Origin of the sequence: Pseudomonas sp. ICMP 460, assembly GCF_002723595.1 — a bacterium.
GTDB classification, from domain to species: Bacteria; Pseudomonadota; Gammaproteobacteria; order Pseudomonadales; family Pseudomonadaceae; genus Aquipseudomonas; species Aquipseudomonas kitaguniensis.
Window position 1 is genome coordinate 1 of sequence record NZ_LKBR01000006.1, and the last position, 22,819, is coordinate 22,819.

At 57.3% G+C, this 22,819-nt stretch carries 21 protein-coding genes; 7 read left to right on the plus strand and 14 right to left on the minus strand.

Features of this window, described 5'->3' with window-relative positions:
* Window positions 1-367 precede the first annotated feature (367 nt).
* The 12 genes from AO240_RS06215 to arnC form a co-directional block, all read right to left on the minus strand.
* Window positions 368-1,519 carry an acyl-CoA dehydrogenase family protein gene (locus AO240_RS06215; protein WP_099235585.1) on the minus strand — a complete coding sequence of 384 codons (1,152 nt, stop codon included), beginning with the start codon at window positions 1,517-1,519 and terminating at the stop codon, window positions 368-370.
* A 3-nt stretch (window positions 1,520-1,522) separates the two neighbouring features.
* Complete coding sequence (locus AO240_RS06220) at window positions 1,523-2,626, minus strand: enoyl-CoA hydratase/isomerase family protein (protein WP_099235586.1); 1,104 nt, start codon at window positions 2,624-2,626, stop codon at window positions 1,523-1,525.
* Window positions 2,627-2,757: 131 nt separating this feature from the next.
* Window positions 2,758-3,453, minus strand: coding sequence for an HPP family protein (locus AO240_RS06225; protein ID WP_099235587.1), 696 nt, complete (start codon window positions 3,451-3,453; stop codon window positions 2,758-2,760).
* 182 nt (window positions 3,454-3,635) lie between these two features.
* Window positions 3,636-3,860: a type VI secretion system contractile sheath small subunit gene (locus tag AO240_RS06230; RefSeq protein WP_371918598.1), complete on the minus strand. Its 225-nt coding sequence runs from the start codon at window positions 3,858-3,860 to the stop codon at window positions 3,636-3,638.
* 285 nt (window positions 3,861-4,145) lie between these two features.
* Complete coding sequence (locus tag AO240_RS06235) at window positions 4,146-5,768, minus strand: glycosyltransferase family 39 protein (RefSeq protein ID WP_099235588.1); 1,623 nt, start codon at window positions 5,766-5,768, stop codon at window positions 4,146-4,148.
* A 3-nt stretch (window positions 5,769-5,771) separates the two neighbouring features.
* Window positions 5,772-7,151 (minus strand): UDP-glucose/GDP-mannose dehydrogenase family protein, encoded by a 1,380-nt coding sequence (locus AO240_RS06240; RefSeq protein ID WP_099235589.1) that lies wholly within the window; start codon window positions 7,149-7,151, stop codon window positions 5,772-5,774.
* The gene (gene arnF / locus AO240_RS06245) at window positions 7,148-7,561 is read right to left on the minus strand and encodes a 4-amino-4-deoxy-L-arabinose-phosphoundecaprenol flippase subunit ArnF (protein ID WP_099235590.1); all 414 of its coding nucleotides are present in this window, start codon (window positions 7,559-7,561) and stop codon (window positions 7,148-7,150) included. The genes AO240_RS06240 and arnF overlap by 4 nt, the downstream gene beginning before the upstream one ends.
* Window positions 7,558-7,905, minus strand: coding sequence for a 4-amino-4-deoxy-L-arabinose-phosphoundecaprenol flippase subunit ArnE (gene arnE, locus AO240_RS06250; RefSeq protein ID WP_099235591.1), 348 nt, complete (start codon window positions 7,903-7,905; stop codon window positions 7,558-7,560). The genes arnF and arnE overlap by 4 nt, the downstream gene beginning before the upstream one ends.
* Window positions 7,902-9,554 carry a lipid IV(A) 4-amino-4-deoxy-L-arabinosyltransferase gene (gene arnT, locus AO240_RS06255; protein WP_099235592.1) on the minus strand — a complete coding sequence of 551 codons (1,653 nt, stop codon included), beginning with the start codon at window positions 9,552-9,554 and terminating at the stop codon, window positions 7,902-7,904. Before arnT ends, arnE begins: the two co-directional genes overlap by 4 nt.
* A complete protein-coding gene (gene arnD, locus AO240_RS06260; protein WP_058412070.1) occupies window positions 9,551-10,435 on the minus strand; it encodes a 4-deoxy-4-formamido-L-arabinose-phosphoundecaprenol deformylase in 885 nt (294 codons plus the stop codon). The genes arnT and arnD overlap by 4 nt, the downstream gene beginning before the upstream one ends.
* Entirely contained in the window at window positions 10,435-12,426 is a 1,992-nt protein-coding gene (gene arnA / locus AO240_RS06265) for a bifunctional UDP-4-amino-4-deoxy-L-arabinose formyltransferase/UDP-glucuronic acid oxidase ArnA (protein ID WP_099235593.1), read from the minus strand. The genes arnD and arnA overlap by 1 nt, the downstream gene beginning before the upstream one ends.
* Complete coding sequence (gene arnC, locus AO240_RS06270; protein ID WP_099235594.1) at window positions 12,423-13,463, minus strand: undecaprenyl-phosphate 4-deoxy-4-formamido-L-arabinose transferase; 1,041 nt, start codon at window positions 13,461-13,463, stop codon at window positions 12,423-12,425. The genes arnA and arnC overlap by 4 nt, the downstream gene beginning before the upstream one ends.
* A gap of 437 nt (window positions 13,464-13,900) precedes the next feature.
* On the opposite strand from arnC, the gene AO240_RS06275 reads away from it, so the two are divergent.
* Window positions 13,901-14,725 carry a M949_RS01915 family surface polysaccharide biosynthesis protein gene (locus tag AO240_RS06275; protein ID WP_099235595.1) on the plus strand — a complete coding sequence of 275 codons (825 nt, stop codon included), beginning with the start codon at window positions 13,901-13,903 and terminating at the stop codon, window positions 14,723-14,725.
* Window positions 14,726-14,833: 108 nt separating this feature from the next.
* Entirely contained in the window at window positions 14,834-15,748 is a 915-nt protein-coding gene (gene xerC, locus AO240_RS06280; RefSeq protein ID WP_099235596.1) for a tyrosine recombinase XerC, read from the plus strand.
* A 44-nt stretch (window positions 15,749-15,792) separates the two neighbouring features.
* Here xerC and AO240_RS06285 read toward each other — a convergent pair whose 3' ends face one another.
* Together AO240_RS06285 and AO240_RS06290 are read right to left on the minus strand one after the other, a co-directional pair.
* The gene (locus AO240_RS06285; protein WP_177445786.1) at window positions 15,793-16,650 is read right to left on the minus strand and encodes an SDR family oxidoreductase; all 858 of its coding nucleotides are present in this window, start codon (window positions 16,648-16,650) and stop codon (window positions 15,793-15,795) included.
* Window positions 16,651-16,749: 99 nt separating this feature from the next.
* Window positions 16,750-17,958 carry a multidrug effflux MFS transporter gene (locus AO240_RS06290; RefSeq protein WP_099235597.1) on the minus strand — a complete coding sequence of 403 codons (1,209 nt, stop codon included), beginning with the start codon at window positions 17,956-17,958 and terminating at the stop codon, window positions 16,750-16,752.
* A 48-nt stretch (window positions 17,959-18,006) separates the two neighbouring features.
* Here AO240_RS06290 and AO240_RS06295 point away from each other — a divergent pair, with 48 nt between their 5' ends.
* The 5 genes from AO240_RS06295 to AO240_RS06320 all read left to right on the plus strand — a co-directional run bounded on the left by AO240_RS06295 (window position 18,007) and on the right by AO240_RS06320 (window position 22,819).
* Complete coding sequence (locus AO240_RS06295) at window positions 18,007-18,528, plus strand: DUF2251 domain-containing protein (RefSeq protein ID WP_256585868.1); 522 nt, start codon at window positions 18,007-18,009, stop codon at window positions 18,526-18,528.
* 142 nt (window positions 18,529-18,670) lie between these two features.
* Complete coding sequence (locus AO240_RS06300; protein ID WP_177445787.1) at window positions 18,671-19,150, plus strand: hypothetical protein; 480 nt, start codon at window positions 18,671-18,673, stop codon at window positions 19,148-19,150.
* Between the two features lie 68 nt (window positions 19,151-19,218).
* The gene (locus tag AO240_RS06305) at window positions 19,219-19,761 is read left to right on the plus strand and encodes a hypothetical protein (protein WP_099235600.1); all 543 of its coding nucleotides are present in this window, start codon (window positions 19,219-19,221) and stop codon (window positions 19,759-19,761) included.
* A gap of 381 nt (window positions 19,762-20,142) precedes the next feature.
* The gene (locus AO240_RS28600) at window positions 20,143-21,978 is read left to right on the plus strand and encodes a Mu transposase C-terminal domain-containing protein (RefSeq protein ID WP_177445788.1); all 1,836 of its coding nucleotides are present in this window, start codon (window positions 20,143-20,145) and stop codon (window positions 21,976-21,978) included.
* Between the two features lies 1 nt (window position 21,979).
* Window positions 21,980-22,819 (plus strand): TniB family NTP-binding protein, encoded by an 840-nt coding sequence (locus AO240_RS06320; RefSeq protein WP_099235601.1) that lies wholly within the window; start codon window positions 21,980-21,982, stop codon window positions 22,817-22,819.

Here is a 22,819-nt window from a genome sequence, read left to right on the forward strand (position 1 = left end):
GGCCGAACGCAGATATTACGGAGCGGGTAAACCGGCAGGACGCCGGTTTAGCCGCGCTGGGCCAAGGATGGCCCATCGCGGCGGCCCGCTCCGTAATATCGGAATGAGGGCATGCCGAGCCACAGCGAGGCACCGAGTGGTGGGGCAAGAGCGTTTTGGTTACTTTTGACTGGGCCGGCTTCCGGATGAGGGCATGCCGAGCCACAGCGAGGCACCGAGTGGTGGGGCAAGAGCGTTTTGGTTACTTTTGACTGGGCCGGCTTCCGGCTGTTCAAAAGTGACCCGCTGTAAGAGCGGAACCGATACAAGCCATAACCTCAATAACGGATATGCCCTCAAAAACCCAGCCATAACAGCTGATCGCGACCTAAAGCTGATAGTTCTTCAGCTCTCGGGCGATCACCATCCTTTGAATCTCGCTGGTCCCCTCATAAATCTGCGTAATTCTTGCATCGCGGTAGTAACGCTCCACCGGGTAATCCTCCAAATACCCATAGCCGCCGTGAATCTGCATGGCTGACGAGCAGACCTTCTCGGCCATTTCCGACGCAAACAGCTTGGCCTGCGATGCCTCGGACAAACACGGCCTGCCGGCAGTGCGCAGGCGCGCCGCGTGCAGGATCAGCAGGCGTGCCGCATTCAAGCGGGTTTGCATGTCCGCGAGCATGTTGGCGATGCTCTGATGCTCAATGATCGCTTTGTCGAACTGCACACGATCACGCGCATAGGCCAACGCCGACTCAAACGCGGCACGCGCGATGCCCAATGCCTGGGCCGCGATGCCGATGCGCCCGCCTTCCAGGTTGGACAGGGCGATGGCCAGGCCTTTACCGCGCTCACCGAGTAGATTGGCCTCCGGCACTGTGCACTGGTTGAGGGTTACCGCGCAGGTGTCCGATGCGCGAATGCCCATCTTGTGTTCGGTGCGGTCGACCACAAACCCCGGTGTATCGGTGGGCACCAGGAACGCCGAAAGGCCTTTTTTGCCCAGTTCAGGGTCGGTTACCGCGAACACGATGGCGAGCTTGGCGCGCTTGCCGTTGCTGACAAACTGTTTGGCGCCGTTGATCAACCACTGGCCATCGCGCAGCTCGGCGCGGGTGCGCAGGTTGTGCGCTTCGGAACCGGCCTGCGGCTCGGTCAGGCAGAAGCAGCCGATGACTTGGCCACTCGCAAGGTCGGGCAGCCAGGCTTGTTTCTGGGCGTGTGTGCCGTAGTTGAGGATTGGCCCGCAACCGACTGAATTATGGATACTCATCAGTGCGCCGGTGGCGCCATCACCGGCGGAAATCTCTTCTACCGCCAGCGCATACGCCACGTAATCGACGTAGGTGCCGCCCCATTCTTCGGGCACTACCATGCCTAACAGGCCGAGTTCGCCCATCTTTGCGACGAGCGCGTCGTCGATCCAGCCGGCTTTTTCCCAGGCCTGCGCGTGCGGGGCGATTTCGCCACGGGCAAAGTCGCGCGCCATGTCACGAATCATCACCTGTTCTTCTGTGTATTCAATATCTTGCATGGCTTAATTACCAATCTGCTTGAAGTCGTTGAAGAAGCTTTGCACAAGCGCTGCGTTTACCCCGTGCAGCGTAGGCGGGTTCCACCGAGGGGTTTTGTCTTTGTCGATGATCAACGCGCGAACCCCTTCGATCAGGTCACCGCGTTCGAACCACTGGCGATCCACGTGCAATTCAAGCGCAAAGCACTGCTCCAGCGGCAAACGGCGACCACGTCGGAGCATGTCGAGGGTCACCGCCATTGCCAGCGGCGAGCGGGTTTGCATCAGTTGCGCTGTCGCCAGCGCCCATTCGTGGCTGTCGGCGACGGTGACTTGCTGCAATTGCTCGACGATGCTCGCCACGTCGGGCAAGCCAAAAAAATGGTCGATGGCGGGGCGCAAGGCCGCCAATGGCGCGTCGGGCAGTTGTTGTACACCCAGTTTAGCGAGTACGCCTTGCAGGTCCTTGAGCGGTGCGTGTCGCCATTGCAACTGATCGAGCTGGTGGTCGAGGTCCGCGAGCCTGGCGCTGTCGACGTACCAGTCGGCCAACCGGCAATACAGCGCGTCGGCTGCGCGGATCTGCACGCCGCTCACGCCGAGGTACAGGCCCAGCTCGCCGGGAATGCGCGGCAGGAAATAGCTGGCGCCGACGTCCGGGAAATAACCAATCGCCACTTCCGGCATTGCCAGGCGACTGCGCTCGGTCACCACGCGCAGGTCCGCGCCTTGTACCAGGCCCATGCCACCGCCGAGGACGAAGCCGTCCATCAGCGCCAGTACCGGCTTGCAGTAATGATGAATGACCAGGTCGAGGGCATATTCCTCAACAAAAAAATCGCTGTGCAGGGTGTCGCCGTTCTTGAAGCTGTCGTACAAGGAACGTATGTCGCCACCGGCGCAAAAGGCTTTTTCGCCGGCGCCACGCAGCACCACGGCGTAAACCTGCGGGTCATCCGCCCACGCCTGTAGCTGCGCTGTCAGGCTGCGGACCATGCCCAGGTTAAGCGCATTCAAACCGGCGGGGCGGTTGAGGGTGAGGTGGCCAATATGGTTGCGTACCTCGGCGAGTACTTCAGCCTGAATGATTTCGCCGTAGCTTGCTTCGGGTAATACCTGAGCAGTCATCTCTAACTCCCTGCTTTTATTGTTCTTTCTCAAGATGTTCACGGACACACTACCGTGTGATCGTACCAGTGCAAATTTGCCCAGTACAACCCGAAATCCTGCAGGTCGTTGTTGCATTTATGCAGAGGCGCTCACGTCACGCGGCGGGCCAGTACGTGGCCGATGCTACGGCGACGCGCGTGGGTTTCCGCCGCGCGGATCAGTTGCTCAAGGTCTGTCGGTTGCACGTCGTAAAACTGCTCCATTTCGGCCAGGGCCAACTGCAAGTCAGCGGCCGTGATCGACGGCTCGCCGCGCGTAAGGGCCGATGGCGGCTCGGCAAGCGCTTTCGGATAACGCGTGCGTGTCGCGTTGTTATACGCCAGCGCACACGCCAGCAGGGCTGTGGCACCGAGCATTACCGCGGCGAGTTCCTGCCAGCCAAGGGCGATGGAGCTTGGGTCGGCGAGCACCAGGGTCATCGCCAGCCCACCGGCAGGCGGGTGCAGGCAACGCAGCCAGCAGATCAATACAACCGACATGCCGGCTGCCAGGCAGGCACTGCCCAACGTGCGGCCAAGCACCCGCGCCACCAGCAGCGCGACAACGCCTGCACACACGTAGCTGCCGATGATCGACCAAGGTTGTGCCAGCGCGCCGGATGACACCGCAAACAGCAGCACCGCAGAAGCCCCGAGCGGACCGAGCAGGTGCAGGGCGACGGGCATGCCAAATACCTGGGCGCACACCCAGACACTGAACATCGTGCCCAAGGCCATGCCGATGGCGGCGCGGCTCCATTCGGCGGGGCGGGTATTGATTGCAGCGGGTAACCAGCGAGCAAGCATTGACGGTATCCATAAATGGCAGGCAAAAAAAAGGCTTGTCTGGTTGCCCGGAAAAGCCTTTTGAACGTTACAACATTTGGCGGCAAGAACACTATTTTGGGCAGGAGCACTGCGCAGTGTGACAACCGCGCGGCAAAGGTGCCACTGACTATTAATGAAGGTTAAAGGCAAAAATAATGCAGTTAAATACCCTCGTCCAAAGGTACCAGGCACGCCTTCTGCACCGATGCGCTACTGAGCTGACCGAGTACCCGCGTCTGCGTGGCTTCGTTGAACAAGTGCCGTTGCAGGTTTGCTTGCAGCGCAGGGTCGTTGGCCAGCGGCCCTTTCAATGCGACTAACGCGTTGCGCAGTGTCCTCAGCCGATCCAGCCTGGGTACAGGGTTAAGCAGCAGATCTTCCGGCACGGCATTGCCCTCTCAATAATTTAAGCCAACGTGATGTACGTGGCCTACAACGTCCTTGTTGTTATGCAGCTGCACTTACCCAGCGTGTCGAGATAACCCATGGTGCCGTGGTGGTAGATAGTTAACGCACTGCCTAACGAGTCTACATTTGGGTTCCGGGCGCCGGAAGGCAAAGTGCGCCAGCCGTTACGCATAGCTATGTAGGGGGTTTCTACTGGGTTATGACGAAAAACGCCCACTCCTGAGGAGCGGGCGTTATTTTTCAACCGGTTGACGGCTGCGCGATCAAGGCGCTGAGGTTTTCACCAGATGCAGCAACACAAACGCGTTTTTATCGAACTCGCCGGTGAGGGTCGGGGTCAGCGCGCGCAAGCGCGGGTCTTGCAACGCGTTAAAGTCATCGGCACTCATCACCAGCCAGGCAGGCGCTTGCAGCGGTGCCAGGTCAGCGGCGGTCTGGATAAACAACGGCACCTTATCGCAGTCGAAGTTGACCATGAACTTGATCGCCTTGGCATCTTTACCCAAGCCATGCAGTACCACAGGCGCCGGTTGCTGGATGATTTGGGCTTTGACCGCGAGGCTGAAGGTACGCGTGTCGTAGAGCGTGCGTTCGAGCGGTTCGACCACCACGATGTAGGTCGACCAGATCGCCAGCACCGCTGCGAATGCCGGGCCCAGTGGGCGTAACCGCGGTTTTACTAAGGCCAGCAGCGCCAGCACTTGAAGCGCGCCGAGTACGCCGAATATCAGCCCCAGGTCGCTCAACTGTTCCGGGTAACGCCGCCGCGCCAGCACCAGCCCAACCACCAGCAACGCCGGCAACAGCGTCCACAGGCCCAGCATCAAACCGCGCAACCAGGCAAACAACCGCCCTTGGGTGACGTAGAACGGGTAGGCCGCGATGATCGCCGCCATCGGCACCATCGGCAGGATGTAGCGGGCTTTTTTTGCCTGCGGCACCGACAAGCCGAGCATGACCAGCACACCGGCTGCGGCGCAGTAAAGCACCAGCTGCAATGCCGGGTCCGGCGTCCTGCGGCCGCCAACCACTACGGCCAGCAGCACCAACACGGCCAGCGGATAGGCCAGGGCATAATTGCCCAGCGAACTGGTGAAGTAATACAGCACGCCGCTGGAGCCTTCGGTGCCGTCCATACGCCCCAGAAATTGCATGCGGATCACGTCCTGCATGAACCCTTCACCGCCACTCAGCTTGGCCAGCAACAGCAACAGGCCGACACAGGCCGCCAGCAGCGCCAGCGCCAGCAAGCCGAACGTGAACAGTTGGCGCCATTGGCGGTTGAGCAGGTAATAGCTGCACAGCATGCCCGTTGGAATCACCAGGCCGATCGGCCCACGGATCGCAAAACCGATAATCAGCAACAAAAACAGCCAGTACAGGCGTTTCGGGCTACCAAAGTGATCGTGCGCATAACCCATGTAAAACACCGCCAAGGCGACGCAGGCGAGCATTTGGTCCAATGACACCGAGCGGGTCTCGCTGACAAAGGTGCTGCTGAGCAGCAACATCGCGATGCTCAACAGGCCCCAGCGCGTGGAGTAGGGCGCCGTGAGGCGATACACCAGCGTAACGATCAGCGCCGAAGCGAACGCGGTAGGCAACCATGCGGTAAAGCTGGTGACCTGGCCAAACGGTAACGACAGCAGCCACGTCAACAGCGTCGAGGTCGCCAGGTAGTCGGCGTACGGCTGCCCATAAGTGGTGGGGAAAAAACTCGGCCCATGCCGCAGCATTTCCTGGGCAAACACCACAAAGCGCGAGTCAAACCCGATAATTGCCTGGTGCCAGTTACCCACCAGAAACAGCACCAGCGCCAAGAGCCCAAGCCCCAGCGACTGGTGACGGATGGTTGCATTCAGCAGGGATTTGGGAGCTTTGTTCACCGATCAGGCTTCCTTGGCCTGCGTTGCCCAGTTTTGCTGAGGAATCGGCAGTTCGCAGGAGTCGCCCCGACCGATCGGGAAGTATTTGAAGCCTTTGCGCGCCAGGCGTTCGCCGTCGTACAGGTTGCGACCGTCGAAGATCACCGGGTTTTTCAGGCGGTGGTGGATAAGGTCGAAATCCGGTGCTTTGAACTGCTGCCATTCGGTGCAGACGATCAGCGCATCGGCGCCGCTCAATGCCGATTCCGGGGTGCCGAGCAGCGTCAGGCGTGATTCGTCGCCGTAGATGCGCTGGGTTTCCTGCATGGCCTCGGGGTCGAACGCGCGTACGTTGGCGCCCGCAGCCCAGAGTGCTTCCATCAGCACGCGGCTGGGTGCATCGCGCATGTCGTCGGTGTTGGGCTTGAAGGCCAGGCCCCACAAGGCGAATGTCTTGCCGTTCAGGTTGCCCTTGAAGTAGGCATTGATGCGCTCGAACAGCTTGCTCTTCTGACGCTGGTTAATCGCTTCTACGGCCTCCAGCAGGTCGCTGGAGCAATTGGCCTGCTTGGCACTGTGGATCAGGGCGCGCATGTCTTTGGGGAAACACGAACCGCCGTAGCCGCAACCCGGATAGATGAAGTGGTAGCCAATGCGCGAGTCGGCACCAATGCCAAGGCGCACGGCTTCGATGTCGGCGCCAAGGTGTTCGGCCAGCTCGGCGATCTGGTTGATAAAGCTGATCTTGGTGGCGAGCATGCAGTTGGCGGCGTACTTGGTCAGTTCGGCGCTGCGCAGGTCCATGAAGATGATGCGGTCATGGTTGCGGTTGAACGGCGCGTACAGGTCGCGCATCACTTCGCGCACTTCTTCGCGTTCGCAGCCGATGATGATGCGGTCCGGGCGACGGCAGTCGGCAACGGCCGAGCCTTCCTTGAGGAATTCCGGGTTGGAGACAATATCGAAGTCCAGGAAGCGCCCGGCAATGCGCAGGTTCTTTTCGATGTGCGCGCGCAAGGTGTCACCGGTGCCGACCGGAACGGTGGATTTTTCCACCAGAATCACCGGTTCCACACGGTGACGCGACACCGCATCGCCCACCGACAGTACGTATTTGAGGTCTGCCGAGCCGTCTTCGTCGGACGGTGTGCCGACGGCGATAAACAGCACTTCACCGTGTTCAACCGCGAGCTTTTCATCAAAGGTAAAGCGCAGGCGTCCGCTTTCGAGGTTTTCCTTCACCATCGCCGCCAGCCCCGGCTCAAAAATGGTCACGTGGCCTTTTTGCAGCGACTCGACCTTGTTTTTGTCTACGTCCATGCAGATCACATCGTGGCCGACTTCGGCCAATACGGTGGCCTGCACCAGACCAACGTAACCACTACCAAATACACTGATTTTCATGGGGCATTCCTGGGACTAATGCTGCTAGTACGACGAGAGTTAATGACCAGAACGCCGAGGATGACCAACGCCACCCCCAGGGTTTTTGAAAGCGAAAAATCTTCGTTGAACACCGGCAGGCTGGCAGCCAGCAGGTAGACCAACGCGTAACTGATGCTGAGCAGCGAATACGCGCGGCCCAGCGGCAAATGTTTGAGCGCGCCGAGCCAGCAGAGCATCGACAGCGCATAGGCGATGATCGCCAGTACCACAACGCCCAAGGCGCTGAGGTCGATGCTGTTGCTGTAAACAGCGTTCAGCCATTCAGTCGGCAATGGCAGGCGCGTCATGCTCCAGCGCATGCCCAGTTGGGCGGCGCTGACCAAGCCGACGCTGCCCAGTGCCAGGGCAAAGCCGTGCGCCCGGCTCATACGTGACGCCCCAGCAACACAACACCGCCGATCACCAGCGCCACACCCAGCCAGTGACGGCCATCGATCTGTTCATCAAAGACAAAACGCGCCATCAACGTGACCAGTACAAAATTCAGGCTGAGCATCGGGTAGGCGACGCCGACTTCCAGGCGTTGCAGCACCAGCAGCCACACCAGCAAGCCGAGGCCCAGGCACATGAGCGCCGACCACAGCCACGGTTCACGCAGTTTCGGCGCCCAACCGTCAGGCTGGTCGCGCCAGCGTTCTACGGCAAACTTCTGCGACACCTGGCCCATGCAGGTGAGCAAGCACGCGCTGACCAAAAGCAACAAAGTGATCATTGCGCGACCTGTGGAAAAATCAGGATCACGATATTGCCTTGCTCATAGCGCTTGCCGTCCTGGGGCAGCAGGTTGACTTCGGCAACTTCATCGTCGCCTTTGACCCGCATGACCACGCCGACCGGCCCCTGTTTGCGCGCATCACTCATCCATTGCTGAACCTGGGTCATGTCGACCTTGCGGTGCGCGGTGTCCGGGTAGGCGGTGCCGTATTTGACTTCGCCGATGGTGTTGTAAAGCGCGATGTCCGGCCGCCCCAGGCGCCATGACAGGGCCGATGCGGCGCCCAGGTCATTGCTGAGCAAGGCCGTGGTCGATTGCAGTTCTTGCAGGTGGTCGATGATGAACGCGTCCGGGGTTTTGTTATAAACCACCGAGTGCGGCAGCGCGGCAGGTACGAGGAGCACCAGCAAGCCGCTGCCGATCATCGGTGCGGCCCACAGTGTCAGCGGGCGCGCGACCTGCAGCAGGTTGGCCACGACCCAGCCGAACAAGCACACAAACACCAGCACCAGGCTGAAGGTTTCGTCAGCGTCGTACACCGACTGCTTGATTTGAAACCAACTGAGGGCCAGCACCGCGAGCACGCCAATCGCCAGGTTCAACCCGCCGTTGATGCGCAACACGCGGCCACGGCCCTGCGCAAGCGTGTCGCTCAAGGTCGAGCCCATCAGCAACGCCAATGGCAGAAGGCACGGCATGATGTAAGACGGCAGTTTGCCTTTGGCCAGGCTGAAGAAAGCCAGCGGCATCAACAACCACAGCAGCAGGAACGCCGTCTGCGGCAGGCGTTTTTCCTGCCACGCCTGTTTGAACGCGGGCGGCAGCAGCGCGACCCACGGCAATGAGAACGCGACCATCAATGGCAGGTAGTACCAGAAGGGCTCGGCGTGCTGGGCGTCGTCACCGGCAAAACGCTGGATATGCTCGTGCCAGAAAAAGAAGTTCCAGTAGTCGGGCTCTTGCAGGTGCACGGCCAACGCCCATGGCAGGCTGACCAGAATGGCCACGACCACGGCGAGCACGCCATACCTCAGTAACTCAGCAAAACGCTTCTGCCAGATGGCGTAGGGCAGGGCGATCAACACTGGCAGCAACCAGGCCAGGAAGCCTTTGGTCATGAAGCCCATGCCGCAGGCAAAACCGAGCAAGGCCCAGGCCCACAGACGGCCACGGCGCGTGGTGCTGTCGAAGCAGAACCACAAGGCGGCACCGGTCAAGTTGACCCAGAAGGTGAATTGCGGGTCGAGGTTGGCGTACCCGCCGAGCATCGCCACGCTGACAAAGCTCATGTACAGCACGCAGCTGACCAGGCTTTTTTGCGGGTCGTTCCACAGCCGGCGCGACACCAGGTAGACCAACAGAATGCTCAGCGCGGTACTCAAGGCCGAGGCAAACCGCACGCCGAACAGGTTCTGCCCGAACATCGCCTGGCCCAGCGCGATCATCCAGTAACCGGCAGCGGGTTTCTCGAAGTAGCGAATGCCCATGAAGTGCGGCGAAGCCCACTTGCCGGTCAGCAGCATTTCCTGGCTGATTTGCGCGTAGCGGGTTTCATCCGGAATCCACAGGCCGTGGGTGGCCAGCGGTAACAGGTAGAACGCGCCAAACGCCAACAGGAGCAGGGGCAATGCCCAGCGCCGGATCATGCCTGTTGTACTCCGAGCCAACCCTCGCGGCCGCTGAGTGCGCCGCGTACCAGGTGTTGCCGGGGCAGGGTGGTTACGTCCGCGGGCAACAGTTCGCCCAAGGGTTGGAAGTCGATGCCGCGCTGCCCTGCCTGGGCGAGCAACTGGCGAAAATCTTCAGCCATCAGAATCCCTTCTACTTCTGCGTGGATCGTGTAGACGTTGAGTGTTGACTCGGCAAACCGGTCAAGGATGAAGCCGTTGAAGTCTTTGGCAGCCACCACCGGCCCGACCACTTCGTCGAAGGTCGGCAGGTCTACCGGAATTTGTGGGGTGCCCGCGCTGCCATCGGCCAAGGTTGGACGAAACAGGCTGGTGCCCCGGCAATCACTGTTGTAGCGAAAGTTGAACGCTTGTTTGGCTTGCACCACGCGCTCATCGGCACGCCAACCGGCGGCCGCTGAACAGTCGATGCGTTCACCGAGGATGTCGCTGAGCGTGTCGACGCCACGGCGGATCTGCTCGATCAACTGCGCGTCGCTCCAGCGCCCGGTATTGGCCTGCCAGCCGTGGTGGTCCCACGCGTGCAGGCCAACTTCGTGGCCGGCGGCCTTGGCCTGGCGCATCAAGTGCCCCAGGTCTCGGCCAATCGGTTTGCCCGGCCAGGCAGTGCCGGCGAGCAAAATATCCCAGCCATACAGGCCGGCGGCATTCGAACGCAGCATCTTCCATAAAAACTGCGGGCGGATCAGGCGCCACAAGTGGCGCCCCATGTTGTCCGGCCCAACGCTGAAGAAGAACGTCGCTTTAACCCCGGCTTCATCCAGGGTTTCAAGCAACCTTGGCACGCCTTCACGGGTGCCACGGTAGGTGTCGACGTCGATGCGCAAGCCTGCCTTCATTACTTTTTGTCCGCGATTTCGAGCATGGCTTCCTTGAGGAAGAAGTCCAGGGTGTTGCCGATGGTTTCGCTCATCTCAACGGTTGGCTCCCAGTTCAGCAGGCGCTTGGCGTTTTCGATGCTTGGTTTGCGGTGCGCCACGTCCTGGTAACCGGTGCCGTAGAACGCCTTGCTTTCTACGTCGCGGAAACCGGCGAACGGCGGGAAGTTGCTGCGCAGCGGGTGAGCTTCGAACTGACGCAGCAGTTCTTCGCCCAACTGACGAATGCTGGCTTCGTTTTCCGGGTTGCCGATGTTGATGATCTGGCCGTTGCAGGCATCGTTGTCGTTATCAATGATGCGTGCCAGGGCTTCGATGCCGTCAGCGATGTCGGTGAAGCAACGCTTTTGCTCACCCCCGTCGAACAGGCGGATCGGCGTACCTTCGACCAAATTGAGGATCAACTGGGTGATAGCCCGCGAGCTACCGATACGCGCCGAATCCAGACGGTCCAGGCGCGGGCCCATCCAGTTGAACGGGCGGAACAGCGTGAAGTTCAGGCCCTTGGCGCCGTACGCCCAAATAACGCGGTCGAGCAGTTGCTTGGAAACCGAGTAGATCCAGCGTTGTTTGTTGACCGGGCCAACCACCAGGTTCGAGGTGTCTTCGTCGAAGTACTGGTCCTGGCACATGCCATAGACTTCGGAGGTCGACGGGAAGATCACGCGCTTGTTGTACTTGACGCAGTAGCGAACCAGTTTCAGGTTCTCTTCAAAGTCGAGTTCGAACACGCGCAGCGGGTTGCGGGTGTATTCGATCGGCGTGGCGATGGCCACCAGCGGCAGCACCACGTCGCACTTCTTGATGTGGTACTCGATCCACTCGGTGTGGATGCTGATGTCACCTTCCACGTAATGGAAGTTGGGGTGGCTGCGCAGGCGCTCGATGGCGTCGGAGCCGATGTCCAGGCCGTAGACTTCGTAACGGTCGTCACGCAGCAGGCGCTCGGACAAGTGGTTACCGATAAAGCCGTTCACCCCGAGGATCAGCACACGTGTGCGGCGTGGCTTGCGGCCGGACTCGGCGCCGCGCAGCACGGAGCCGTCGACCAGGCCGAGTTCATTGGCCAGCGACGGGCCGGCCAGGTACAGGCCGTTGTCGTTGCGCTGACCGAACTTGATCACCAGCGAGTCTTCAGCGCAGGCGATGCGCAGCGGGTTGACGCTGATCACGCGGCCTGGCGCCAGGCCTTCGTTGCCCTGGACCACTTCGGCTTGCCAGACGATCAGTTTGTGCTCGCCCACCGCGCAAAAGGCGCCGGGGTACGGTTGGGTGACGGCACGCACCAGGTTGAACAGTTGCTCAGCCGGTTTGTTCCAGTCCAGCTTGCCATCGGCGGCGGTGCGGCGGCCGAAGTAGGTGGCCTGGCTTTCGTCCTGAGCGGTTTCAGTCAGCTTGCCTTGAGCCAGTTGCGGCAGTGCATCGCGCAACAGGTTAACCGCAGCTTCACGCAGCTTGGCGTGCAGGGTCACGCCGGTATCGCTGCGCTCGATGACGACTTTTTGCTGGGCCAGGATCGCGCCGGCATCGGCACGCTTGACCATGCGGTGCAGGGTCACGCCGGTTTCGGTTTCGCCGTTTACCAGCACCCAGTTGGCCGGTGCGCGGCCACGGTATTTAGGCAGCAACGAGCCGTGCAGGTTGAACGCGCCTTTGCGCGCGGTGGCCAGCAATGGCTCGCTCAGCAGGTTGCGGTAGTAGAACGAGAAGATGTAATCGGGGTTGAGCTTGGCAATGCGCTCGATCCACAGCGGGTGGTTGGCGTCTTCCGGGGCATGCACCGGGATGCCGTTGCGCGCGCAGAGTTGGGCGACGGAGCCGTAGAAATTGTTTTCCTTGGGGTCATCGGCATGCGTGAACACGGCAGCAATGTCGTAGCCGGCGGTCAGCAGGGCTTCAATGCCTGCACAGCCAATATCGTGGTAAGCGAAGACAACAGCGTTTGAATTCATGACGAAACCTGATCGGAAGGAGAAGTAGAGGTGGAGGTATGGGAGGACACCAGGCCGTCAACGACGACCACGGGTGCCGGGGCTGCGGGTTGGTTGCGCAGCACTTTTTCAATGAAGAAGCGTGGGCGGGCGCGCACATCGCTGTACATGCGGCCCAGGTATTCACCCAACAGGCCCATGCCGATGAACTGGCCACCGGTGAACACGAACAACACCGCGAACAGCACAAACATGCCATCGCCGGCCCATTCGGCGCCGAAGGCCAGGCGCAGGATGATCAGCGCGAAGGCGAACAACACGCCCAGCGCGGCCAGGCTGAAGCCGACAATCGAGAGCAGGCGCAGCGGCGTGGTGGTCATGCAGGTCAGCAGGTCGAACATCAGGCTGACCAGGCGCATCGCGCTGTATTTCGACTCGCCGTGTTCACGCTCGGCGTGGTGCACCAGAATCTCGGTGGTATGGCGCGCAAAGCCGTTGGCCAGAATCGGGATGAAGGTGCTGCGCTCGCGGCAGGCGAGCATGGCGTCGACGATGGTGCGCCGGTAAGCGCGCAGCATGCAGCCGTAGTCGGTCATGGCGACGCCGGTGGAGCGTTGCACCGCCAGGTTGATCAGGCGCGAAGGCCAGCGGCGAAAGGCCGAGTCCTGGCGGTTATTGCGTACGGTGGCAACCACGTCGTAGCCCAGCGCGGCTTGTTCCACCAGGCGCGGAATCTCTTCCGGCGGGTTCTGCAGGTCGGCGTCGAGGGTAATCACCACCTCGCCCCGGCACTGCTCGAAGCCGGCCATGATCGCGGCATGCTGGCCGTAATTGCGGTTGAGGATCACCGCCACCACATTGCTGCCGTCTTCTGCGGCAGCGTCTTCGAGCAACTGGGCCGAATTGTCGCGACTGCCATCATCCACCAGGATGATTTCGTAGTCGTAGGCGAGCTGCTTGCAGGCTGCCGTGGTGCGCCGCAGCAGTTCAGGCAAGCTGTCTTGTTCGTTGTAGACCGGGATGACGATAGACACGCAATGAATAGGGTACGGTTTCAAAGATTCATGACCTCGGGGCTAGAGCAGGTTGGAGCGTGAAAACTGATTAGGCGCAGCGTGGTTTTGCAGTGTTCATTGGACGGTGCTGAGGACGCTCAACGCTTGTTTATTGGCTTTCGAATTAAAGACCAAAATTGTGAAAGGTAAAGTGCAATCAACAGGTTAGTCAGTGAACACGCCACGGGTTCTCACGTCCTGGCGCCAAGATTAAGCGCAAAAATGTTCAACGAATATGAAAGGCAGATGAAAAACTCGTTTATTTGACAGGTAGACAGCTAGGGTTCAGCTACGTAACTCAAGGGTCAGGGGTACGTTGGCGGGGTAAAACCCGGGCGATTTTCCCGGCGCCCCGTGTGTTGCCGGTTTTATTCAACAAACTTCTCTGCATTGCCCCTCAAGTGCCGGTAAAGTAAGCCATCTCTTGCCAGGGTACTCGGATGAATAGCGTGCAGCTTTTACGCGGCCAGTTGCGGCCCGCGCTGATGGGATTATTGATGGCTGTGGCCTGTGTCACCACGGTGACGGTTCGGGCCGATACCGAGGTGGCACTGACCACGCTTGACCAGGTGCCGGAAGGCGTTGAAGTGCGCGGCAAACAAGTCGCGGCCTACACGTGGGACGACCGCCAGGGCAAGAATTTGCTGGTGCTCGCCGAACACGTCAGCGAGCGTGACGATGACGGCACGCAGTCGGCATTTGTCTACGCGGCCCAATACCTGCTCGGCGGCGACCACCCCAAACGCGTGTGGATGCTCTACGACGATGTGCAGCATTGCCAATTCGACGCCGCGCTGCGCTTTGACATGGCCGCCACCCAGGTCACCGACCTTGGCGGCGATGGCATCACCCAGGCCACCGTGGGCTATTCGCGCACCTGCACCAGCGACGTCAGCCCCAACGAATTCAAGCTGATCATGCATGTCGGCAAGTCCGGCAAGTACCGCCTGCGCGGCGTCGACCGTGTGGGTGCAAGCTGGTGGGACGAGGAGTCCGGCGCGCTGCGTGGCATGCCCTTGCCCAAAGACTGCAGCGTTGCGGCGCAACAGGCGCTGGTCAGCCAGTACAAGGAGCAGGGCACCGAGTTACCGTTGCCGGGCTGCTATGCCGATGACAGCGATTTTACCAAGGCGCCGGACAGCTACCTGGCGTTTATGCGTCAGCACTGGTTTGCGCTGATGCAGAAGCAGGATGCCGACTGGGGTCAAGCGCAAACCCAGCCTCAGCCTGAGGCCTCGATCGAGGATGATGAATCGGCCCCTTGATTTTGTGCCAGGCCCTCTGGTGCGTTAGACTCGGTCTTCGCCAATTCACTAAATACCTTGATTAAACAATGGCTTGATCGAGGTATTTAATCCAAAGGCTGATCTACCTTGACTGAGTCTATTCGCAACCCGCTGACGCTTTACCTCACCCGCCTGGCGCCCTCCAGCCAGTTGACCATGCGCTACGTGCTGCAGGACGCCGCCGACCGCCTGGGCTTCGAAGACATCAACCTCGAAGAAATCGACTGGCACTTGCTGCAGCCCGAACACGTGATTGCGTTGGTGGCGGCGTTGCGCGAGGACGGCTACGCGCCGAACACCTCGTCGCTGTATGTGAACGCCGTGCGCGGGGTGATCAACGAGGCCTGGCGCATGAGCCTGATCAGTCAGGACCATTTGCTTAAAATGCGTTCGGTCAAGGCCACGCCCGGCACCCGCTTGGGCACTGGCCGCAACCTGCGGCGCTCGCTGATCCGCGAAATGATGGAAGTCTGTGCTGCCGACCCGAGGCCGCAAGGCCTGCGCGATGCGGCAGTGATCGGCATTCTGTATGGCTCGGGCATGCGTAAATCGGAGTCGGTCAACCTAGACCTGGCGCAGGTCAACTTCGATGAACGCAGTTTGCGCGTGACCGGCAAGGGCAACAAAGAGTTGCTCAAGTACGCACCGCAGTGGGCGTTTGCCAAGCTGCAGGCGTGGCTCGAATTTCGGCGCGGGCAGCTCAAGAACGGTGAACAGGACGATACCTTTCTGTTCAATCGCATTCGCCGCGGCAGCCATATCACCCGCGAACGCATTACCAAACATGCGATTTACTACATTGCCCGTCAGCGTGGCGAACAGGTCGGTGTGAAGATCATGCCGCATGACTTCCGGCGTTCGTTTATCACACGGGTGATTGAAGAACACGACCTGTCGATTGCGCAGAAACTGGCTCACCACACCAACATCCAGACCACCGCCAGCTATGACGTACGCGACGACAATGAGCGGCGGCGGGCGGTGGACCGGTTTGACCTATAGCCAACTAATGCGGGAGCCAGCGCCCAGATTAGTTGGGTGATGCCTCAGAGGATCGGTTTGCCACCGGTCACCGCGTAGCGTGAGCCGGAGATGTAGCTGGCTTCGTCCGAGGCGAGCAATACATAAATCGGCGCCACTTCAACCGGCTGGCCGGGACGCCCCAGCGGGGTTTCGCTGCCGAAGCTTTTTACGTCTTCGTCGGTCATGGTCGCCACAATCAGCGGCGTCCAGATCGGGCCTGGCGCTACGCTGTTGACCCGAATGCCCTTGCTGCCGAGCAACTGAGCCAGGCCGCCGGTGAAGTTGGCAATCGCGCCCTTGGTGGCGGCATACGCCAGCAGGGTCGGCTTGGGCATGTCCGAATTGACCGAACTGGTGTTAATGATCGAACTGCCTGCCTTCATGTGGGGCAGGGCAGCCTTGCAGATGCGAAACATCGCAGTGATGTTGATATCGAAGGTCTTCACCCACTCTTCATCCTCGATCTCTTCAAGGGTTTCGTGGGTCATCTGGAACGCGGCATTGTTGACCAGCACATCAATGCGGCCGAACTGTTCGACAGTTTTGTCGACCAGCGCCTGGCAGGTGGCTTTTTGCGCTATATCACCGGGCAACAGCAGGCATTGACGGCCAGCTTCCTCGACCCAGCGCGCGGTTTCCTGGGCGTCTTCGTGTTCATCCAGATAGGCGATGGCCACGTCGGCGCCTTCACGTGCAAACGCGATGGCGACGGCGCGCCCGATTCCGCTGTCGGCGCCGGTGATCAGCGCGATCTTGTTGGCCAATCGACCAGAGCCTTTGTAGCTCTGCTCGCCACAGTCCGGGTAGGGGTCCATTTTCTTCTGCGAGCCAGGCACGGATTGGGCTTGAGGCGAGAAGGGTGGGCGCGGGTAATCAGTCATCAGAGTCTCCATAGCGTTTTAAAGGTGCTATGGGTTTAGTAGTTTTCCGTCCTCCGATAGTTGTAACGGATGCCCGCAAGGCCCGACGAATGGTCAATTTCAGTGAGGCGAGGGCGCCGCACCGAGATGAGCGGGCAACCGGCGCAACGTCCACAGCGCGGTCAGCATTGCCGCCGAGGCGCACACCGCGATGCCCACCAACATCGGCGCCGGGGTGTGGTCGGCGTAAAGCCCAACCAGGCTCATCGACAGGGCTGCAGTCATCATCTGAATCGCGCCCAACAGCGCCGAGGCAGAGCCAGCAACGGCGCCATGCTCCTCCAGCGACAACACCCCGGCCGCCGGCAACAACAGGCCGAGAAAACCAAAACCGATAAACAGCAGGGTCATCATCAGCGCGAGGTTATCGGCCCACAACGTGGTGACTGCCAGCGCAGCCATCACCGCCGCCACGGCGATCACTGACCAGCGCATCAGCGGTGCCAAACCAAAGCGTGCACTGAGGCGCGCAGTCAGTTGGCTCATGGCAAAAAACGACGCGGCGTTCAGCGCAAAGCACAGGCTGAACTGCGTCGGCGTCAGGCCGAAATACTCGATGTAAACGAAGGGCGCGCTGCCGATAAACACGAAGAACGTGGCCAGGCCAAAACCACTGACCACCGACAAACCGATAAAGACCGGGTCACGTAACAACGCCGCGTAACTGCCAATCGCACTGCCAAGGGTCTTGCCCGCACGGCGCTCGGCGGGATGGGTTTCCGGCAACTGCACGACGGTCATCAACAGGCATAACACTGCCACCACAGCCAGCACGGCAAACACTTCGCGCCAGCTCCACAGTGAAATCACTACGCTGCCGGCCAGCGGCGCGAGGATCGGCGAAACACTCATCACCAGCATCAACAGCGCCATCAGGCGCGCGGCTTCATGGCCGGTATACAGGTCACGAACGATCGCGCGGGGAATCACCATGCCGGCGCACGCGCCAAACGCTTGCAGGGCACGAAAACCAATCAGCACTTCAATCGTCGGGGCCAGCGCGCAACCGACGCTGCCCACGGCGAAGATCACCAAGCCGGCGTAAATCGGCGGCTTGCGCCCGAACACATCGCTGATCGGCCCGTAGAACAACTGACACACGCCAATCACCATGAAGAACACCGTCAAACTCATCTGCACCGCGGCCGGTGAAGCCTGCAGGCTGGCGCCCAGGGTGGGGAGGGCGGGCAGGTAGCTGTCGATGGCGAACGGGCCGATGGCGGTGATCAACCCCAGCAACAAGGCGAGGTGGGCGATACTTCGAGGCATGGGATTCCTGAGATGAGGCAAAAGTGCGGCCAGCTTAGAGAGTGGGCCGTGGGTGTACAAGGTGGTGCTCGCGCAGAGTCGGTTGAGGCAATTTGCCGTTGCGATCCGCAGGCGGCTGTTGGCATTATTCAAGAACCCGACATTCAACCCGTGAAGGAAGACCCGATGCCAATCTACCTGGCGGCCGAATCACCCTTGAAGGTGGGCCAAAGCACAGTCATCGAAGCACCCGCGGAAGAGGGCACTTACGTTGTGGTATTTGAAGACGACGAAGACACCGGCTATTTCTACGCACTGGACACCGCGGTTGAAGGCAACGCTATCCAGGACGCGCTGCATATTTACAACGTCGCGGACGTTTCGGACAAACACAAACCCTCCAGCGTGAAGATCGGCTGGTCGGTTGATCACAGTAAGGCGGTGCTGCTGATCAATGATTACCCGCACGCGATATTCGATTTCACCGCGAAACAAGGCTATTGCCGTAGCGGGTTTCCTCCACAAACCGGGGAAGATTGGTCAAAACAAGGCCACGAATGGGACGATGCGGCGCTAGAGTTGTTTGCGTGACGCGACATTTGCCTTAATATAACTATACTAAATAGTCATTTAGTATAGTTATGCATAATGGTAATATTAAAGAGGGAGTAGTGGATAGTTTTTGACGTCATATCAATCAAGCGCGATCAGCACCTATTGAGGACAATCAGTTATGCAAACTAACCGACACTATCCAAAAAATCCTCCACGCGTTGGCTCGATCTTACTGACATCACATGATTCTCTCGCGCATGAAAATGAAATCCCCAAGGCTCGCGCGACTGAAGCCTTGAAAATGGCCGACGACATTGCCAATGGTTTTGAGGATGACAGTCACCACTTGGTAGCGCTGATGCTGCTTCTGTCAGATGTACCCGCCGACCCTTTGCTCAAAGCATCTGCTGCACAGAAAGGCTCTGTGCTTGGCTTGGCAGCCCTTGGCTATCTAATATCCCGCGGTGCTGGCGGCGCAACAGCACGGCGGATTTTGCGCGAAGGTGGCGGCGTTTTTTTGGTCAAGCTAACCGGTAATCAAGATGCTCCAGGCGCTGAAATCAAGATGTTCAGCACCTGGCAGGCGTATCAGGATTTTCTGGAGCCTATCCTGCGAGACGGGAATTTTGCAGCGCAGAAGGTTTCGGCATTTTCGTGAGGAGGTGGTCCAGAGACGATTTTGGAGCCGTCAGTGGCTCCAAATCCGTTGTTAAGGAGCTCTGTTAAGTGAGTCACTTTCCAGGCTGGATGCTCGAAAGCGCCCATAGTTATCTCAAGGCTGCCGAGATTCTAGACGCCCAAAACCTCCCACATGTTGCGATGGTTAACGCAGCGATCGGAATGGAAATTCTGCTCAAGAGCTTCATTTCCGTGCCTGACCAACATCAAGGTACATCCGGCGAGACCTACAAACTCGACTCTATAGCGTTGGCCGCGGCTCACCAACATCTGAAAAGCGTCGGCAAAACCCTCCGTAAAACGCCTGACAAGCACGATCTGTTGACGTTGTTCCATGCGATGCCCGAAGCGATTCGTTGCAGCTTGGCCCTGAACAGCCAGGAAGATTCCTTCGAGAGATACCGCGACGTGTTCACCAACAGCCGGTATCAGTACGAGTCGAGCAGCTGGAGGTTTTCCGATCCGCTGCTGATGAGGTTGCTGCGCTGGACGCTAGCCAACGTGGTTGGCTATTACAAGGAGCAAGGTTCTCAGGATCCGTTCGTACTGGATTACATCGCTGAGGTAAAGGCGCGAGCTGCAGGAGAGTGATCAAGTGTCGGACACAGCAATTCGCCGAACTTAATTAACTGTTTGATTTAAAATGAAATTTCCTAAAGAAATTGTTAACCGCCGAACAAAAAAACTAAGAGATATCGTTTTGTTCGGTGGTCAAGCACGTTTTCTATCGTAACTCCAAGCCTATGTGCCATTAGAAAAGTCCGGCCATAGAACATTTTTACCTGTCAAGCAGGACGCTTATAACTATCTACGACTTGCGATGTCAGTAGTATTGACTTGGCATTGTAAGTTATTGAGCAATCTAAATAAAAAAGACGAGTTTTACTATTATTATATATAGCCTGTGAAGGCTTGATTTTAAATTTATGCCGAGTAATCATTGTAGGAATTTATACCTGTTGGAATGTTGAAATGCGCCACACCGAACTTAAGCCAAACTTAGTTGTAGTAGCCAACGGCGAGCCAGCGATAATTACAAGGGTGGAGGCTGGTGCTAGTATTGAGGTCCAGTTAATAGATTCAAAAAAGATAATTATTGTCGATATAGAAGACCTGAAGTTTCTCCCGTCAAAAGCAGTTTCGTCCGAAGAGATCTCTGATCAGTGTCCAGTAATACCAGATGATGACGGCGTAGCGTTGGAGGATATCACTGTCGCCGCAGAAAGGTTTTTTGTTATAGAACAATTCAAGTCCGGAAAGATATCTCTTGCTGAAGCTATGAAAAGTACGCATACGAAGAAAACTGCTTTCTACGCGTTAGTGAAGAAGTACGACCCCAGTCTCGGTGCTAGATCTTTGTACCCGAAGAAATCAGGCACAATAGAATCTACCCAAAGACTTCCTGACGAAACTGAGGCAGTAATCTCAGCAGCGATAGAGAAAATATACCGAAAAAAAGCTGCTAGCTATGTCCGGGTTTGGGAAGAGGTTCGCTTTCAGTGCTCCCAATTAAAGATAGCTATTCCCAGCCAGACTACTGTAACAAAAAGAATTAAGAGCTTGGGAGAACGACAGCTATATCGTCTTAAGCATGGAGCAGAAGCTGCCAACCAGAAATATGGTGCAAAGCCAGGTAAGGTCCAATTGTCGCGGCCCTTGGAGAGGGTGCAAATGGATCACACTCTAGCGGATGTGATTCTTGTTGATGATGAAAATCGAAAGCCGCTTTTTCGGCCGTGGATAACATTTGTTATCGACGTTTTTACTCGGGTAATCCTCGGTTATTATGTTGCTTTCCATGCCCCCCAAATTATGTCTGTGGCATGCGCAGTCACGCATGCAGTTCTCCCAAAAAGAAGATATTTGAAGAACCTCGGATGTGCTGATGTGCTGCACCCGTTCTACGGAGTTCCGGAATTGCTACATATGGACAATGCTCGTGAGTTCAGGTCTTTAGCATTTCGAAAAGCCTGTGCAATTCATGGGATTGCCACCGAATGGCGCCCCTTGGGACGAAAACATTATGGCGGGCACGTTGAAAGATTAATTGGAACAATGATGACAAGTAGTGTGCATTTTTTACCAGGCACGACAATGTCTAACATTATTCAAAAGGGCGATTACGACTCAGCTAAGAATGCAACAATGACAATCGGCGAGTTTACCAAATGGTTTGCTGGCGAAGTAGAGATGTACAATTATAAGGAGCATAGTGCTTTGAAATGCTCTCCCGCAAAAAAATGGGAAAAATCATTTAAAACACAATCCGGCGAGTCGCATTATCAGAAATTAATTACTGATCCATTTAAGTTTAGATTAGATTTTATGCCGGAAAAATCCCGCACAGTTCAGAGGTCAGGTATAGAAATTTTTAATAATTTTTATTACGCGCCGGAAATAAAAAATCATGTTGGGGAGAAGAATATTACTATAAAATATGATCCTTTTTCTCTTTCTATAGTTTGGGCGCGCCTCAATAATGATTATGTGGTGTTACGCTTCTTAAGTCTTGGGGCTGATGATCTTTCTTACCAACAGTATCTCGTCCAAGCACTTCAACAAAAACGGTCGAAGACAAAAGAAATACCGGAAAATATTATTGCTATTCGCGAGGAGAACGAGAAAATCGTCAAGACCAGCACCCAGTTAACAAAGAAGGCAAGAAGGAATGTCAAGGCCAAGGAAGCTTATGTCGTACATGTTCAGAATCAGCATTTTGAACCATCGTCGCCTGATATTAAGACACCACCAAGATCAAAATTAGACTTCACCAAAAAGCCGCAAATTTTTGAGAGCGAGGACTTTTAAGATGAGCGAGAATCCGAATTCAAGAGCGAAATCAGAGACTGGTGAATTGAAGATAAGGATTAAAGGCATCCATAAAGATATCTGGATTGATTGCCCTCAATCTCGCAAGGCTCTGCGTTCAATAGTTGCGGTAATTGAAGTCCCTGAGCGCACGACTGCTCCATGTATTCTTATTAGTGGGCCAGGAGGGATGGGGAAAACGACCATCGTCAATCAGCTGAGAAAGAAAAATCGATCACTAGGCTCACCATTTGTATTTCTATCTTTGGCGGAAAACCCCAGCAACCTAAAATTTAAGCAGTTAATACTCGAGGCGCTAGGCTTTTCGATACGTCTAGAATTGGGTAAGAGCATATTGAGTAAAGATGTGGCAGCTTTCATTCAAGCGCAAGGAATAGTTGCTATTGTCATAGACGAATTTCATGAGCTTTTATTAGTCCCAAAAAATGAGCAGTTGAAAAATCTATCGTTATTGAAAGCTTTGACAGGTGCACCTTTCTATCTCTCCATCATTGGTCTCGGTACTAAAAGCGCCAGAAATGCTCTTACCTACGACGAGCAATTGGCACGTCGATTCCACATACAGGAATTACTTCCCTGGAGTATGGATGATGATTTCAGGAGCTTCCTTGCAACTCTTGAAAAGCATGTTGCGCTCAAACATGAGTCCCATTTGCATCAAGAGGATTTTGTGCGTCTGATTCATTACCACTCAGATGGAACGATGGATAACGTTGTTAAAATTATTAAAGCAGCGGCGATCTATGCAATCACCACTGGTCAAGAACGCATCACCAAGGATCTAATTGAAAAGGCAGTAGTTGACCCATGGGGTTACTAG